Raw genomic sequence first — 16,865 nt, 5'->3', positions numbered from 1 at the left:
GGACTCTTTATTCACTAAATAAGGCATCAATAAAGGCTTTGTGTTCAAACGTTCTTAAATCATCAACACCTTCACCTACACCAATGTAACGTATTGGAATACCAAACTGTTCTGCCACGGCAAAGATAACACCACCTTTCGCTGTACCATCTAATTTAGTCAGTGATAAACCGGTTAAACCTACCGCTTCATTAAATATTTTTGTTTGGCTAATTGCATTTTGGCCAGTAGTTGCGTCTATGGTTAACATAATTTCATGTGGCACTTCTGCATTGAATTTTTTTAATACACGAACAATCTTTTCTAGTTCCTGCATTAAATTATCTTTATTTTGTAACCGCCCTGCCGTGTCAGCAATTAATACATCGGCGTTTCTCGCTTTCGCGGCTTGATAAGCATCAAAAATAACTGATGCACTGTCAGCACCGGTATGTTGAGCAATAACGGGAACGTCATTGCGTTCGCCCCAAACTTGTAATTGCTCTACCGCCGCTGCTCTAAATGTATCTCCGGCTGCTAACATCACAGACTTACCTTGTTGCTGAAACTGTTTTGCCATCTTGCCAATAGTCGTTGTTTTACCAACACCATTAACACCGACCATTAAAATTACAAATGGACCATTGTCAGCTTTAGCCACTAAAGGTTGATCCGATTTTTTTAAGATATCGGTCATCTCTGATTTTAATAAACCATAAAGAGCATCGGCGTCTTTTAAATCTTTTCTATCCGCATGTTCCGTTAACCTATTAATTAACTTTACAGTGGTATCCATGCCCACATCAGCCATTAACAAATGTGTTTCTAATTCTTCGTATAATTCATCGTCAATGGCTTTGCCTTTAAACAACGAAATAAAACCACCACCGATTTGCTGTCGAGTTTTTGATAACCCCTTTTTAAGACGTTCAAAAAAGCCAATTTTCTTTTCTTCGATTACAACATCTGTTTCTGGTTCTGTTTCTGTTTCTGTTTCTGTTTCTGTTTCTGTTTCTGTTTCTGTTTCTGTTTCTGTTTCTGTTTCTGTTTCTGTTTCTGTTTCTGTTTCTGTTTCTGTTTCTGTTTCTGTTTCTGTTTCTGTTTCTGTTTCTGTTTCTGTTTCTGTTTCTGTTTCTGTTTCTGTTTCTGTAGACAAGCTTATTTCTTCTACGTCTTCAGGCAACTGTTCTAATGACTCAATTTCTGAAGCTTGAACTTCAGAATCAATTGGAGCGGACTCTTCTGATTTATCTTTTTTAAACCACGAAAATAAACCTGACTTCTTTGACATGAAAAAAACCTTTAAAAGACGTAAATTGCACGGGATAATACGCAAATTGATATTGCCCGTATGTTAACCTAATTCACGTGATTAATTAACCACTGAACAAGCAAATATATCTACCTAATTAATATCTTTTTTATAATTAAACTTTCAGCCATTTGGTACTTATCATTTATGCCAAGTAGCCGTCGATTAAAAAGGCCTTATTGTGAGATCTACACCTAAGTTCAAAAACAAAACCAAAGCGACGAATAAAGCGAGCACACAAACGGGAGAAATACGTATAATTGGTGGGCAGTGGCGTGGACGAAAACTTAAAGTGCATGACAAAGAAGGCCTCAGACCAACAACCGACAGATTAAAAGAGACTGTGTTTAATTGGCTCATGATGGACGTTCGTCAATCTAATGTTTTAGATTGTTTTGCAGGCGCAGGTTCTCTTGGTTTTGAGGCCGCTTCTCGCAGCGCCAACTCTGTCACTTGCATTGAAAAAAATAAACAAGCGGCTAATCAATTAAAAAACAATGTGACGATTTTAAATGCAGGTCAAAATATTAACGTCATACAAGCTGATTTTTTCACTGCAGTACAAACATTAAAGACCCAATTTGATTTAGTCTTTATAGATCCACCGTTCCATAAAGACATGGTGCAATCTTGCATAAAAGCACTATTTGATAACCAAATTATAACCTCTGGTAGCTTGTTGTATTTAGAGCAAGAAGCGAATAACCATTATGATCTTATGGCTTCTGAGTTTGCAGAACAATTTAGTCTAAAAAAAGAAAAAATAGCCGGACAAGTATCCGCACAATTATTTGAAGTGGTATAACGCTTCCCAAGTATAGAAGTGATGGCTTACTAGAACCTAGTTATTTTAAATAAAAAAGCCACTTTGAATGCTCAAAGTGGCTGCTAAAAGAGTTAATTTTCTAATCTATTTAACTGGGTATGACATTTCCCCAACAATGGCTGCCCCATTGGCTGTTAAATTAACATTTAATGTAACTGACTCTATGTAACCACTTGTTTGCAAGCTTAATGGCAACGCGTATACATAATAAACACCTTCCGATGCTATTGACGCCCCTGAAGCAACATCAATACCGTAAACCGCATCAATACCTGAATCGTCAAGAGTATGATTTGACGGTTTATCAAATAGGTACATCTTAGTCCCATTGATTAAAGTTAAATCCGACAAATCACCATCATCCTCGATGTTTTGGTCAACCAAATCTAAACGGTAAAATGCATCAGCTAAGGTGACAGTTTCAGTTGATAATTCATCACTAACAAAGTCTTTCTCTACTTGAGAGACCACTTGAATGCTACCTTCTAGTTTAGCTTTAGATACTAGGTAAAGCTTATTTCGATCAGGATCTATATTATTGGCGATATTAAAATCGTCTAATGTATCAAAAAGACTACCATCTCCATTATCATTAACTTTTAAATAACGTACTTGAGCTTTTTCAGATGTAGCTGCATTGCCGTCATAACCTACGTTGATTGCTCGATATTTATCTGTATGTAGCTTTTGATTGGCCAAATAATTTTCTGCTGTTGGATCCGTTACGTCATAACTTTCGGTATCCCCAAAGTCAAAATTATCAACCGTTAATGTTTCTAATGTGGCCGTTGCACTTGACTTAGCCATCTTACTAAAACTCATAAAGGCAACAGGGTTACTAGATAACTTACCTTTTACTGCAAGCTCGAATGTATAGTTATGATCTGCCATCAAGCTGGAAGCGTCCAACGTGATAGTTAACAAACTATTATTTGCAGAAAGGACATATTCTGTATCCGTTAACTTTCTTATTTCATCGACTGATTGTAAGTTTGTCGCATAAGTAGAAACAACTTTATCAGTATCATCTCGACCTAAATCTAATGTAGCAATATTGCCATCTTTATCTGTGTACTCATATTGATTTTGAGCATTTAATGAAATTGCAGTTTCGCCTTGGTCTGTCGTTCCATCCATTGCAATCAATACCAGCTCTTCAGTGTATAAATCTGCAGGTGACTCTAAAGCAATCGTCACTTCTTTTTCATCTATGGTTTTTACAGACAAAGTAGGGGTATGTATTAAATCAATAGGACGGTCAAAGGCAATAATGATTTCTGCAATTCCATTTGATTGAAAATTGTCATCATTACTTACAATTTCAGCCTGAATTGATTCATCATATTTTGTTTCGCTTAGTGGGTATACTAAGGTTAACTGTTTATTTTCATCAAATGATCCACGGCCAATTTGATTTTGAACATTCAAGGCTTCGTCACTATTTAAAGCAACTGAATAATCAGTGAATCCGTCACCATCAATATCCATTGGTGAAATCATTCTAATATCGGACATGTTTGATGCATCAACCGTGTAATAATACTCGTTTTGAGAATCAACTACTGGATACCAGTTCTCTGTCATGCCTGTGTTTGCATTATCAACAACCAATACAGGTCCAGCTTGTGTAAACGCATGGCCATCTTCATCTAATAAATGGTAAACAATGATGAATTCGGCATTAGTTAATGAGTTCACATAATATGTCATTGATTTCCCGGCGGTTGCCGAAGAGATGACATTATTATTAAGACTCCCTCGATAAGGTTCATACTTAACGCCGTTTATATCAACCAGTTGTTGAACCTTGATATCAATGGCATTGCCATTATCAGGTAAGGAGAAGGAATAAACCCCAGCGGTTTCTATACCTTTTACATCATTTCCTTGAATTGATACTGCTTGACCATTTGCCGCTGCGAGTACATTGGAATCATAATATAATTGAAGGCCTTCAACGGCAGCACCACTAATATCTAAAACCGTAATTGTTGTTGTAACACCTGGATAAATATCACCAAAATCAATTAAGTCACTTAAAGGCTCAATGATTGGGTTTCCATCTATGTCATTATCAAAGTCAGATGTCACATCTGAATAGAAACTTGGGGCATACACACCATTAGGATCTGTAATGGTAACAAAATATTCGGTATCAACAGGAACATTTAAAAACGTTGCTCCACCAGCAGAACTTGACGTTAGGGCGGAAAACTCAGAACCGTTAACTTTTAACGTTACCGTTAAGCCGGGTATGAATTGACGTGTATTCGCATCACGAGCGTAACCGTAGACTGTGACGCCTTGTGCATTTGACACTTGTGTTTTACTGGAGTCTATCACCGTTAGTGTGGCACTTGCTGAAGACGTACCTTCACCATCTGAAACGGTATATTGAAAACTGACATCGCCTAATTCAGTCGTGGAAGGGGTATAACTCCATTCTCCATTTGCTTCCGTTAACGTTCCGCTGCCATTGGTTAACGTTACATTCTCAAGTGTTAATGTATCGCCATCGGCGTCTGAACTTGCAGATATTAAACTACTTGATGATATTGCTATTGCGCTTTGACCACTGAACGATCCTAAGGTGACGTTACTTGCAATAGGTAATCGATTTGTTTCATCGTCATCTGAGCAACCTGTTAACATTGTCGCTCCCAAGGCTAACAATGCCAAAATACTATTTTTGTGTTCCATCATAATCTCCATTTCCAATCTATTTACTATTAGTGCTTACTCCTACACCTTAATAATGCGCTTATACTTAAACGATTCGCAACATTAAGCAAGATGTCGTCCCCAAGCCTGCACAATACTAGTACTATTTGTACAAAATTCAAACTGATAAATAGAGCGGTTAATATACAATTTTTTCATGTATGAGGATTAATGGAATATTAGAAGGAAATTTTTTAGCCGTTGTTAGCAGCTCAATTGATCTCTACCTGCGTCTTTAGCTCTATATAATGCTTTATCTGCTCGCTCAAACCAATTATGAAAGTCGCTTTTGTGATCATATTCAGCAATACCTATGCTGACAGTGACTTGCCCAACTTTATTAAAATGGTGTTCTCTTACTGCATTTAACAGTCTAGTGGCTAATTTTTTAGCAGAATCAACGGAGGTTTCAGGTAATAAAAAAACAAACTCTTCCCCTCCCCACCGAGCGGCAATATCACTTTGGCGAATAACCTCATTAAATACTTGTGATAATTGAGTTAATACTTCATCACCTACATTATGCCCTAACTCATCATTTACCTTTTTAAAGTGGTCAATATCAACCAACATTAAACAAGTTGGTGATTTCGAGCGGTTAATGTCGTGAATTTTATCTTTAATGTGTTGCGAGAAGTATGAACGATTATATAAATCGGTTAATGGATCGTGAAAGGAAATATATTCTAACTCGTGATTGGTTTTTTCTAAAACTTGAGTGAGAGATTCTAGTTCTTTATTTTTCTCACTTAGCAGGCGGTTAAAACGGTTTAATTGCCTTTGTCTTAAGATAAACAACAGCGTGATGACCAACACAATAGCTAATAGTTGAAATAATAATTTATGATCAAACTCTTTAATAATGCGTACATTATTCCACTTTTTGAAGATATCAATTCTTTGTTTCTCAGAAATTTGGGTTATAGCGTAATTAATGTCAGCTAATATCGCTTCCTTGCCTTTAATAACACCAAACCTTAATTCATCTTCAGGACCTGCCCACCCAGCCACCTTCAAATTACCGTAACCATACTGCTGCGTCCTGGCATTTAATGACAACATAGAACCAACAAATGCATCTAGTTTTTTCTCTGCAACCAGTTTTACCCCCTCCCCTTCAGACTCCACATATGTTTTTTGAATTTCGGGGTAGTACGTTTCTATATATTCAGCAATGCGATAATTTTTAACAACTCCCAAACTTCTACCATTAAGATTGGATAAGTCTTGAATAAATGGCTGTTCCCTTAACGACACTAATACATTTGGAGAACGGTAATACACATCACTAAAGGTTAAGTACTTTTCTCGCTTAGGTGATTTATTTAACATTAATACCAAGTGACATTGACCGGTCTTTAAATACTTAATGGTTTGTTGCCATGTTGATGTGGTAACTAGTGTAAACGTTAAATTGGTGTGTTGTTTAATGATTGAAAGATAGTCTGAAGATATCCCAATGTGTTTTCCATCATCAATTGCTTCATAAGGCATCCAGTCAGGATCAACACAATATGGAATACTGGAGTCACTATTATTTGGTACATTGTTATTTGAGGCAAGCGCGAAAGTTGACGCTAAAAAAATTAACGTACTTGTTAGAAGAAATAAAGTTATCTTGATGGGATAAGTTTTCCTAACAGGCATAATTAGGTTCTATATATAATGTATGGTTTTAGAATATGAATGAAACAAAATATTAATCAACCTCTTTTAGTCATGGTTTATCAAGTCTTTATCTAAAACCGTGATTTTAGATTTACTTAACTCATTTATTTCGAACAGATTGCATCTATTTTCATGTACGTATTAATAAAACCAGTTACTTTTTAAAGGTTGAATACACCTTTGTTTTTAACCGCTTTCAAACACCTATAACAATACACCTTGATGACAGCCGAGCGTACATATAAAAAAACTTCAACGAAAAAGTGTAAGTATGTATTTATATTTGTACACTTTTGTACACTTTTGTACACTTTTTATTCTTTAATATTTGCTTTTTATAAGTGAAAACTTACAACTTTGATTACGTAAATAAATTTTAATTCCTAGTATTTAATAACTCAGAGCCAAGTTTAGCTTCCTCTCGCCCCTTTACCGAACTATCAAAAAACTAACTGTATCTACATGCTAAATATCAATAACTCCTCTTACATTGTAGAAATATTGGTTAGATGCAATATTAAAAATTATGGTTTTTTATTTTAAGGCCATAAAAAAATTAAAAAATAATAAAGGGACAACATGAATTTTAATAAATCTATAATTGCTAGCTTCGTAGGTGCTGCACTTGCGACGACTTCACTTGGTGTCGTTGCATCTAATGTCAGTGCTCCATATAAAACGTTTTCTGTAGATAAAGTTGCTGAGTCAAGTGCTCGTACTCCTACAGTAAGCGGAATGAGAAATCAATACGATGCCACATTAGGAAAAACCACTTTTAACTGGGCTAGCATAAATACGCCAACGCCCGATTTAGGCCCAGTAGCAGCCGACAAAAGAGTTGCCTTTGCTGCAGATTTTTACCTAAATAAAATAACTGGATTTTCAGCAAGCAAGTCCAGCATTGCGCAACCTAAACTAGCAAACATTCATGATTTAGGTCGAGGCGCCATCATCGCCAAATACAAACAAGAAGTTGCAGGCGTAGAAGTTTTTAACCGTGAATACAACATAATGATGGACCGAGAGTTCAACTTAGTCGCATCGTCAGGTTATTTGGCCAATAAACAATCTGCCAAATCCCTTTCTTCTGCGATTAAGAATATTCCTGGTGAATTTGGTGATTCAGCTAACTCAATCACTGCAGCATTTAAAGCTATGGGTGGAGACACTGATTCTGTTGCGCTTACTGTAAAAAATGCGTCTGGAAAATATGATGAGTTTTCCGTTGTAAATACTGCAAAAGACAAATTACTCGTTGGCGCACCTCGTGCTAAAAAAGTCTTTTTGAACATAAAAATAAACTTATTCCTGCTCATTATGTAGAAATTGAAACGAGCACTATCGATAGTGTCGACTCTGAATATTTCAGTTATGTTGTTTCAACTAAAACCGGTGAAGTCTTATTCAAGAAAAACCTAACTAGCCATGCGGCTGACTTCAATTATCGTGTATACGCTGATGCCAATGGTAAACCTTGGGATAGCCCGCACGGTGAAGTCATGCCTGCACCTTCTGATGCCGATCCGTTAGCATTTTTAAGCGCAGAATATAAAGATGCTCCATTGGTGACTTTAAGCCACGGTCCAATTAGTACTATGGACCCTTGGTTAGCTGATGATGCAACAATTACTATGGGTAACAATGTTACTGCTTATGTAGATGCTGTTGCACCTCAAGGGTATTCCAATGGTGATTACACTGCTGAGTTAACCAATACTAACACCTTTGATTATAAATATGACGAAGATCAAGCAGAGTATTCTGTTAATAATCGTAAAGCGGCTATCGTTAACCTGTTTTATCTGAACAACTATTTACATGATGATTATTATGATCATGGTTTTGATGAAGCTTCAGGAAATGCACAGGCATTAAACTTTGAGCGTGGAGGTGTTGAAGGTGATGCGTTGAATGTTGAAGTTCAGGACAACTCTGGCTTTGATAATGCCAATATGTCTACACCTGCTGATGGTGCATCACCACGAATGCAAATGTATTTATGGGAAACAACACAGGCAGTTAATGGTGTTGATTATGGTTTAACAGCAACGACACATACTGACATCGGATTAGTAGACCAAGTTGGCTTTGCTGCATTTGGTCCACAAACTTTCGACGTAACCGGCGATTTAGTTCGTTATATCGACGGAACTGCACCTGTTAATGATGGTTGTGAAGTCGCAACTAACGGCGCAGATCTAACAGGAAAAATAGCTGTAATTGACCGTGGCTCATGTGCGTTTGCTATTAAAGCAAAAAGTGCACAGGACGCAGGCGCTATCGCCGTGATTATCGCAAATAATGTAGATGGTGATGCAGTTATAGGTTTAGCTGGAGATGATGCAACAATCACTATTCCAACATTGATGGTTTCACAAAATGACGGGGCAGCAATTTACGCTAAACTGGATGCGAGTGAAACGGTATCAATCAATATGTTCAAAAAAGACCTTTCCCGTGTATTCAAAGACAGTTCATTTGACAACGCTATTGTTGCTCATGAATGGGGTCATTACATCAGTAACCGCTTAGTTGGTAATGGTGCAGGTTTAAGTAGTCAACAAGCAAGAGCAATGGGTGAAGGTTTTGGTGATTTCCACGCATTAATGCTTACAACGGAAGCTGATGATAACCTAGTCTTAGGTAATGAAGAATATAATGGTGCTTACGGGGCGATTACGTATGTATCTAGCTTCTCTGAAGGTATTCGTCCATACCCTTACTCAACAGACACGGAAATTAATCCATCAACGTTTGCGGATATTGGATTATACCCTGAGCTCGTCCATGCGCCAGGTTCAATTTTTGCTAACATGTTGTGGGAAGGCTTTATCAGCATGGCAAAAGATGAACGCCATACGTTCGATTCAGCTAAAAGCTTAATTAAAGATTACTTAGTTGCCGGTTATAAAATGATGCCTATGGCACCAACCTTTACTGAAGGCCGTGATGCTATTTTAGCTGCAGCTTATGCTAATGATGAAGCCGACTATAAGCTTCTGTTAGCCGCATTTGCTAAACGTGGTATGGGTCTTGGCGCAGTATCACCAAGTCGATATGCAACGGATCATTCAGGTGCTGTAGAATCAACCAAAGTAGAATTAGCCACATTCTCAGTCTCAGAGCATGCATTAAATGCTAACTATGAAGGCGTGATGTCAGGGTATTGCTCTAATGATAACATTTTAGACAAAGGCGAAACTGGTACAGTTAGCTTTACTCTTAAAAATGGTGGTAGCTCAATATTATCAGGCCTAACAGGTACTGTGGAAGTTATGAGTAACCATACTGTAACATTTGCAAATGAAGGTAAAGTTTCATTTGGTGATATAGGATTGTATGCGACGGCAACCAGCACACCTTTAGAGTTTACTTTAGATGAGTCTGGTACTGGTGAAGAGTTAGTCCTTAAATTTGTTCCTGATCTAGAAGAAGGCATGGTTGCGGATGAATACATGGTTTCAACAACCGTTAATGTTGACTTCGAAGAACGTGAGCTTGTTGGTACAACCCAATATGAAAACTTAAATACTCTTTCTAGATTAAATGATTTCACCGAAACCGTCATGGTAGGTGGTGATATGGCGAAAGGTACTTGGGGTCTAGATCAGTGGGATGCGACAGATGGATTAATTTCATCCACCGCTCATGCCTATATTTCTGACGTTGCATATCAAACCCGTGTTATTCAAGTTGGATTTGCAGGCGAGTTTACAATTAGCTGGTGGCACTTATATAACTTAGAAGCGGACTGGGATGGTGCAGTTGTTGAAGTAAGTGTTAATGGCGGCCAATGGACCGATGTTACTGAACTTGGTGGTGAATTCTTAGGTGACGGTTATAGCAATACCTTATTAGAATATACTGAAGCGTCATTGGCTGGAAAAGAAGTATTTTCTGGCCTTAACTATGGTGCTGAAGGCGTTACTTTTGGTGAAGCGTTAAATGGTAATGAAGTGCAGTTCCGCTTCCGCCAAGCAACTGACTCAGCCTTTGTTCCTGGAGCATTCTCTGGGTTTACAGCGGGTTGGTATATTGATGATATTACCTTCACTAATACTAGTAACAGTATATTCTCAGACGTCATTGCAGGTGATACTTACGCTTGTGAAAACCGAGCGCCTGATATAACGGCAGTGTCTGAATTAACTCAAGAAGTTAATGAAGGCGATGCGGTTTCATTATCGATAACAGCAACCGATGGTAACTTGGACTCGTTAACATACAGCTGGGCTCAAACAGGCGGATTAGAGACCACTATTACTGGCGGTGATACTACAGATATATCATTTACTGCTCCAGAAGTAATATCTGGAAGTGATGAACTTACGTTTGTTGCGTCGGTATCTGATGGAACAACAACATCAACACAAACGTTCTCTGTGACGGTAAATCATGTACCTGCACCGGTAACTCCTATAGAAGAAAAGAAATCAAGTGGTGGTTCTACAGGCTTATTTGCCTTGTTGTTATTACCATTAGCGTTATTACGTCGTCGTAAATAAGTGACATAATACGTTTAAAAAAAGCTGATTGAATTTTCAATCAGCTTTTTTATTATCATAAAAAAGGTGGGATCAAATTATGAACGTTAAACTGCCCCTACTGGGCTTAACATTAGTTACCTTAATTGGTTGTAATTTAACTGAAGAAAACGAGGTACTGAATGAACCTAATAAATCAGTAACTGTATTAGCCGATAAAGCGAACACAGAAACTAAAGAGGTTAGAGAAGTTGCAGAAGTTGCAGAAGTTGCAGAAGTTGCAGAAGTTGCAGAAGTTAAAAGTAAACTACCTCAAAAACTACCAACACAAAACAGACAAACAACCAAAAGAATAAATGGTCAAAAATTTAAACTAATCAATGGTAGATTTGAAAAAGGGGCTGCGGTATTTAACTTTGCGATGCAAGAGTTTGGCGTGATAAAAGGCAGCTTCGTGATTGTAGTAACAAACAAACAGGTTGTAACAAAACAAGAGCTTGGAAAGATAGACAATATCGCACGTGACACTTATCGTATTTGGCCAAACTCAGAAGAAGATTTCTCGGTTTATTATCAAAATTTAACCAGTAATAAAGACATTACTAGGGTAGAAGTGGAAATTGATTACTCTCCCAAATCAACATATGAAATGTATTAACTTTTACTGATATTGGTACTTTTAATCTTTAACCTTAGGCAATAGAAATAAATACCAAATATACAGTCTCGATCTAGCAGACTTAATTAGCGCCAGAAAAGTCTAATTGTCTCCATGACTCATACACAAAAACAGCCACGGCATTGGATAAGTTCATGCTGCGACTTTCTGGTTGCATTGGAATTCGTAACCAATGATCTTTCGGCATACTGTTTAAAACATCATCAGGTAGTCCCCTTGTCTCAGGACCAAATACTAGACTATCACCGGCTTGGTAACTTACCTGTGTGTGAAAGTTAGAGCCTTTAGTTGTACAACTAAACAACCGAGATTCAGGGTGAGCATCTACATATGCTTGGAAATCTGGGTAACGTTTAACATTAGCAAACTCATGATAATCCAAACCAGCACGACGAACTTTCTTTTCATCTAAATCAAACCCTAAAGGCTCAATTAAGTGCAGTTTAAATCCTGTGTTAGCACACAAACGAACAATATTACCTGTATTAGGTGGGATTTCAGGCTGAAATAAAACAATGTTTAACATTATATCTCTTTGGCTATAGCTGTAATTATTGACAATAATACCAGTGCTACCGTGAATTAAGCAGCACTAATTATTAATCATTATCACTTAAAAACATAAATATCTTTGCCAACACTTCCGATCGTGGTTTATCAGATTCAATAAACAATTCATGTTTGGCATTATTTATCACAATAGGCGTATCGTTAACACATGGATTACCAAGCTTGGCTAATTCACTACAAAATGCATTTTGTGCTTCATTCTCGATGACTTCATCATTTTCAGCTTGTAACACCATAACGGGTAATTTTACTAAATTAAGTTGCTTAAACGCTGTATCAATCGCATTAACTGACGCTCTTATCCAGCCAAAGGTCACACTTCCTAACTGCAAATCAGGTTTTGCCGCATAAACAGATCTAAAATACTGATACCTTTGTTTGCTGGTTGTTAACTGATTGCTTTCAAATTCCACTGGATTATAACCTTGCCCCAAAGAAATAGGGACTTTGATCTGTCACTAGGGTTGTAAACCAATTAACAACATTAAAAATACCTTTCGCAATCGGTTTAGGAATAGCCCCCGAATTTAATCCCCACATTGGAGACGAGAACACTGCTTTGTTAAATTGATTTGGATGCTGCTGTACATACCTGAGTCCAATTGCCCCTCCCATTGAGTGACTGACTAAGTAAAGCTTTCCTTGGTGCATAGGTTTAACAATATCAGTAATAAATTGATCTAAATCCATTACATAATCATCAAAATCTTCCACATAGCCTTTTTCTTTATTGGTTAACCGACGACTAGATAACCCCTGACCTTGATGATCAATGACAAATACCGAATAACCTTGTTGGGTAAAGTCATAAACTAATTCTTGATATTTTTCATAGCCTTCTACTCTACCTGGCGATATTACGATAGCCCCTTGTGCATCAGCTACTTTGACATAGGCATAATGAATATTTAATTGCTGCCGATTAACAAAGTGCCCTTTATTCACTTTGGTCTGCCAAAATGGCGATAATGTATCAGCTAAAAATGTTGAATAAGTAGATTCACGTTGGTTCAGCTCTGACAACTCATGATTATATTCTTTACTTTCAGCAGGCACGGAAACACACACTCCAACACTCAATAATAACAATAGATAAATACATTTCATCACAGTTCCCTGTGGTTCTTTATAAGAACACATTTAATAAATTAAATTACTCACCTTCATAAAATGAACAGTCAGCTTCATTAAGGTCTACAATAACGCCCATAATAGTACTTTAATACCAGTTGTAAACTGTCAAACACTCACCGTAATTATTAATTGAGGTCGGTTAACTACCTGATAAGGTTAATAGTTAAATTTACGGTTTGTTAAATCTGTTCTCTTTTTAAAAAAATTGCTCAAGAAATAGACAAACACGCCGATACAGTTTTGGGTAGTTATATATAGTAAGTGGTGGTAGTCATGATTCAGTTAAATTCCGATTTAACACGTGGCCTTGATTTGCTCTCGTCTAAACAACGTGAGTCACAACAAAAAAATGAATCTGTTTCATTTAATAAAGTTGAATCAACGTCGGTGTCGTTAACTCAAAGTAATAAACAAAGTTTTACTTTTTTCTATCGTTCCGTACAGCAAAGTGTCGGGCAAAGTATTGATAGTGAACAAAATCAAATCCAAAAACAAATGGCTGAAAAGGCGCTTGAACAACAAGAAAAAAGAGCCGATGTTGCCGCCAATAATATTTTAAAGTTTATCGAACTTAGGTTACAACAAGACAAAAAAGATGGTGCGACATTAGAGCAATTATCTAGCCGAATAGACGCAGGGCTTGAAGGATTTGAGTTAGGTTACAAACAAGCTAACGAGGCTTTGGGGCAGCTTAACCTGTTAAACCCTGAGTTAGAAAGTGAAATCTCGTTAACACAATCAAAAGTATTAGAAGGCATTGAGCAGTTAAAACAAACCTATTTAGGGGCGGTTCCTGAAGATACAGATGTTTCAGAGGACACTAATGTCACTGATGATCCTAACAATGATATGCCTAAAAGTGCTTCTGTAACCAGTACTCAACAATTTGTACAAGGTCAGCAGTCGACTCAAGCAAACGAATTTAGTTTTGATTTAGTCACCGCTGATGGCGACAAAGTGACTATTTATACCAGTGCCTTAATGGCGCGAAAAAATGAGTCGGGTTATAGCTCGTCATTGCAAAATGGCCAATTAGTCGAAATGGCATACCAGTCTTATTCTGAAATTAAACAAAGTGAGTTTATGTTTTCGGTTGAAGGGGATTTAGACGAAGACGAACTTGTCGCTATTAATAACTTGTTAAACAATGTGAATGATCTTGCCAAAGATTTTTACAGTGGTGATGTTGAGACCGCATTTAACAAAGCATTGTCGATGGATTATGACGCTGCGGAGATCAGTGAGTTTTCAATATCGTTAACCCAAATTAAAAACTTCACCGCATATAAAGCATATCAAACTGATACGCCGTTATTTAATGCTAATGCGATAGATGACTTAAAACCATTAGCTGAATTTTCTAACGACATCAGCAATACTTTAGCCACTTTACAAAACTTGTTTGAACATCCAAGAGACTTGTTGTTTGATGTGACAAAACACATTAACGCGTTACATAAACCTCAGGATTATCCCAACTCTCAAATGGACTTTTTTGAGTTTGCTAATCAATTAATGGATAAAATAGATCAACTGTCTAATATTGAAAAGTAATTTGAATATATGCCACTTAAATTTACTTTAAGTGGCATAAAACCGACTTCAGTTCTTATTCAAACTAACATGACTTACAAACTATAAGTTAAACCAAAATACCACTTTTGACCGGCGGTATTGTAGTTATACGCTGATTGGTATTCTTCATCTAACCCATTACTTATACGGCCATTGACTGAAAGATTATCAGTAATAGGGTAGCTAACCGCTAAATTTAACAAGCTATAACTCGGTAACGTTAAACGCCCGAGCACAAAGTCTTCATCGTATGATTTACCTTTATATTGGTATTCAACATATACATCAGCATCACCAACCGTGGTGCTAAAGCTGTAATTAAAATGTTCTTTTGAACGACGGATTAATTGTTTATCTGTCGTGTCATCAACACTTTCATTTATGCTGAAATTTACGTTATGCGTTCCATATTCAGCAATATATTGTGCTTCTGCTTCTATACCTTGAATATTTACCTTGGCAATGTTTTGTGGTTTATACACAAAATTTGCATCTGCTTGCCATTGGATCAAATTTTCAACATTGGTTTTATACACACTGACACTTGCTGTTAATTTATCTTGTTGGAATTGCAAAATGAGCTCTGCAGAATCAGATGTTTCTGCTTTAAGATCTGCATTACCAGAAGAGTAAACACCAGACGGGTAATATAAATCATTAAACGTTGGCGTTTTAAATCCAGTACCGTAACTGGCAACTAGTCTTAACGTATCGGTTAATTCTTTGCCTGTACTTAAATTAAAACTGGTTTCAGAGTCTAAGTCTTCTACTTCATCAAAACGAATTGCCGCTTCTAAGTCATATGAATCTTGTTCAAGACTTGTTTGTGCAAATACACCTAACACATTTCTTTCTTCATTAACAAACGCCGTAGAGCTGTCAATTTTCTCAATATTGTAATCCACTCCCACCGTCACACTAACGCCAGAATTAAGTGCCGAGTGATTAACAACACTAAACTGATCTCGGTTCGTTTCAAATAAACTATCAAACATAGGATCAGAACCCAGTTTAAAGTTACGGCTAGAGTCTTTGTTTTCACCTAAAGAAACCGTTGTGAAGTTATTCATTCCACTCAGTTTTGTTTCATAACTAACACGGGCTAACCAAGCATAGTTGTCTGTTTCAGCTTCATTATTGCCACCATAAGCATTGTCATACTCTGAGTCATTTTGGTTAGTTTGTACTAACCAATCGACAGCTAGTTGTTTAGATAATGACTGTTGGCCCTTTAATGCAATCGATAGATAATCATATCCATCGTCATCTTCTTCAGCAGAAGCTAAAACATCAAACCCATCAGACTTTTCTTTGTTAATGGTTAATGTTGAACGACCATCACCATGAGTTAATGACGCACTAATTGCCGCTTGTTGATAACCGTCAGATCCGGTTTTTAAACTAATAGTTGTATTAGTTGATTTACGAGTAAATATTTGAATAACACCACCGATGGCGTCAGAACCCCAAATTGCCGCTCTTGGGCCTTTTACAATTTCAATTCTTTCAATTTGTTCTGGTGAAATGGTTTGTAATTCAGTTGTGCCTAATGTGGCAGAACTTAAACGAATACCGTCTAATAATACTAATGTATGATTTGAGTTAGCACCTCGAACAAATACCGAAGATTGCTGGCCAATACCACCTTGTTGAGTAAAATCAAATCCAGCTACATTTTTTAATAAATCCAAAATGGAATGAGGTTGAATTTTTTCAATATCCGTACGAGTTATCACATATTGTGATGAGAGTGATGATACCATCGCTTGCTCACTACGATTAGCTGTGACCGTGATGGTTTCTAATTCACCTTCAGCAATTGCTGCTGTTGACATGCAAGTTAATAGCGCTGATTGAATAGCGCGTGAAACATAAGTTTTTTTATTGTTAACGTTCATAATACCTCTTCCTGTTACG

General features: G+C 37.0%; 12 protein-coding genes. 5 read left to right on the top strand and 7 right to left on the bottom strand.

Translation table 11 applies throughout. The annotated features are described in order from the left end of the window. Positions 1 to 7 precede the first annotated feature (7 nt). Positions 8 to 1,270 (bottom strand): signal recognition particle-docking protein FtsY, encoded by a 1,263-nt coding sequence (gene ftsY / locus RT723_RS11395; RefSeq protein WP_315947218.1) that lies wholly within the window; start codon positions 1,268 to 1,270, stop codon positions 8 to 10. Positions 1,271 to 1,472: 202 nt separating this feature from the next. Here ftsY and rsmD point away from each other — a divergent pair, with 202 nt between their 5' ends. Continuing rightward, positions 1,473 to 2,096, top strand: a complete 624-nt coding sequence (rsmD, locus tag RT723_RS11390; RefSeq protein WP_315947217.1) for a 16S rRNA (guanine(966)-N(2))-methyltransferase RsmD — start codon at positions 1,473 to 1,475, stop codon at positions 2,094 to 2,096. Positions 2,097 to 2,201: 105 nt separating this feature from the next. Here the strand turns inward: rsmD and RT723_RS11385 are convergent, their stop codons facing one another. Further along, the gene (locus tag RT723_RS11385; RefSeq protein ID WP_315947216.1) at positions 2,202 to 4,817 is read right to left on the bottom strand and encodes a cadherin-like domain-containing protein; all 2,616 of its coding nucleotides are present in this window, start codon (positions 4,815 to 4,817) and stop codon (positions 2,202 to 2,204) included. 225 nt (positions 4,818 to 5,042) lie between these two features. Then, the gene (locus RT723_RS11380; protein ID WP_315947215.1) at positions 5,043 to 6,485 is read right to left on the bottom strand and encodes a diguanylate cyclase domain-containing protein; all 1,443 of its coding nucleotides are present in this window, start codon (positions 6,483 to 6,485) and stop codon (positions 5,043 to 5,045) included. 600 nt (positions 6,486 to 7,085) lie between these two features. Between RT723_RS11380 and RT723_RS11375 the strand changes: the two genes are divergently transcribed. The 3 genes from RT723_RS11375 to RT723_RS11365 all read left to right on the top strand — a co-directional run bounded on the left by RT723_RS11375 (position 7,086) and on the right by RT723_RS11365 (position 11,648). Further along, positions 7,086 to 7,829: a hypothetical protein gene (locus RT723_RS11375; RefSeq protein WP_315947214.1), complete on the top strand. Its 744-nt coding sequence runs from the start codon at positions 7,086 to 7,088 to the stop codon at positions 7,827 to 7,829. Between the two features lie 176 nt (positions 7,830 to 8,005). Further along, the gene (locus tag RT723_RS11370) at positions 8,006 to 11,011 is read left to right on the top strand and encodes a M36 family metallopeptidase (RefSeq protein WP_315947213.1); all 3,006 of its coding nucleotides are present in this window, start codon (positions 8,006 to 8,008) and stop codon (positions 11,009 to 11,011) included. A gap of 79 nt (positions 11,012 to 11,090) precedes the next feature. Continuing rightward, the gene (locus RT723_RS11365) at positions 11,091 to 11,648 is read left to right on the top strand and encodes a hypothetical protein (RefSeq protein WP_315947212.1); all 558 of its coding nucleotides are present in this window, start codon (positions 11,091 to 11,093) and stop codon (positions 11,646 to 11,648) included. An 82-nt stretch (positions 11,649 to 11,730) separates the two neighbouring features. Here RT723_RS11365 and trmL read toward each other — a convergent pair whose 3' ends face one another. From trmL to RT723_RS11350, 3 genes are all read right to left on the bottom strand, one after another. Next, positions 11,731 to 12,195 carry a tRNA (uridine(34)/cytosine(34)/5-carboxymethylaminomethyluridine(34)-2'-O)-methyltransferase TrmL gene (gene trmL / locus RT723_RS11360; RefSeq protein ID WP_315947211.1) on the bottom strand — a complete coding sequence of 155 codons (465 nt, stop codon included), beginning with the start codon at positions 12,193 to 12,195 and terminating at the stop codon, positions 11,731 to 11,733. A 73-nt stretch (positions 12,196 to 12,268) separates the two neighbouring features. Beyond that, positions 12,269 to 12,652, bottom strand: a complete 384-nt coding sequence (locus tag RT723_RS11355) for a serine aminopeptidase domain-containing protein (RefSeq protein ID WP_315947210.1) — start codon at positions 12,650 to 12,652, stop codon at positions 12,269 to 12,271. 4 nt (positions 12,653 to 12,656) lie between these two features. Next, positions 12,657 to 13,346, bottom strand: coding sequence for an alpha/beta fold hydrolase (locus tag RT723_RS11350; RefSeq protein ID WP_315947209.1), 690 nt, complete (start codon positions 13,344 to 13,346; stop codon positions 12,657 to 12,659). A 300-nt stretch (positions 13,347 to 13,646) separates the two neighbouring features. Between RT723_RS11350 and RT723_RS11345 the strand changes: the two genes are divergently transcribed. After that, positions 13,647 to 14,927, top strand: a complete 1,281-nt coding sequence (locus RT723_RS11345) for a DUF5610 domain-containing protein (RefSeq protein ID WP_315947208.1) — start codon at positions 13,647 to 13,649, stop codon at positions 14,925 to 14,927. 74 nt (positions 14,928 to 15,001) lie between these two features. On the opposite strand, the gene RT723_RS11340 is transcribed toward RT723_RS11345, so the two are convergent. Next, a complete protein-coding gene (locus RT723_RS11340; RefSeq protein WP_315947207.1) occupies positions 15,002 to 16,846 on the bottom strand; it encodes a TonB-dependent receptor domain-containing protein in 1,845 nt (614 codons plus the stop codon). Positions 16,847 to 16,865 lie beyond the last annotated feature (19 nt).

Source organism: Psychrosphaera aquimarina, from assembly GCF_032461525.1.
GTDB lineage: Bacteria > Pseudomonadota > Gammaproteobacteria > Enterobacterales > Alteromonadaceae > Psychrosphaera > Psychrosphaera aquimarina.
The sequence above is the reverse complement of the archived record's forward strand: the minus strand, read 5'-3'. Positions and strand labels throughout refer to the sequence as shown.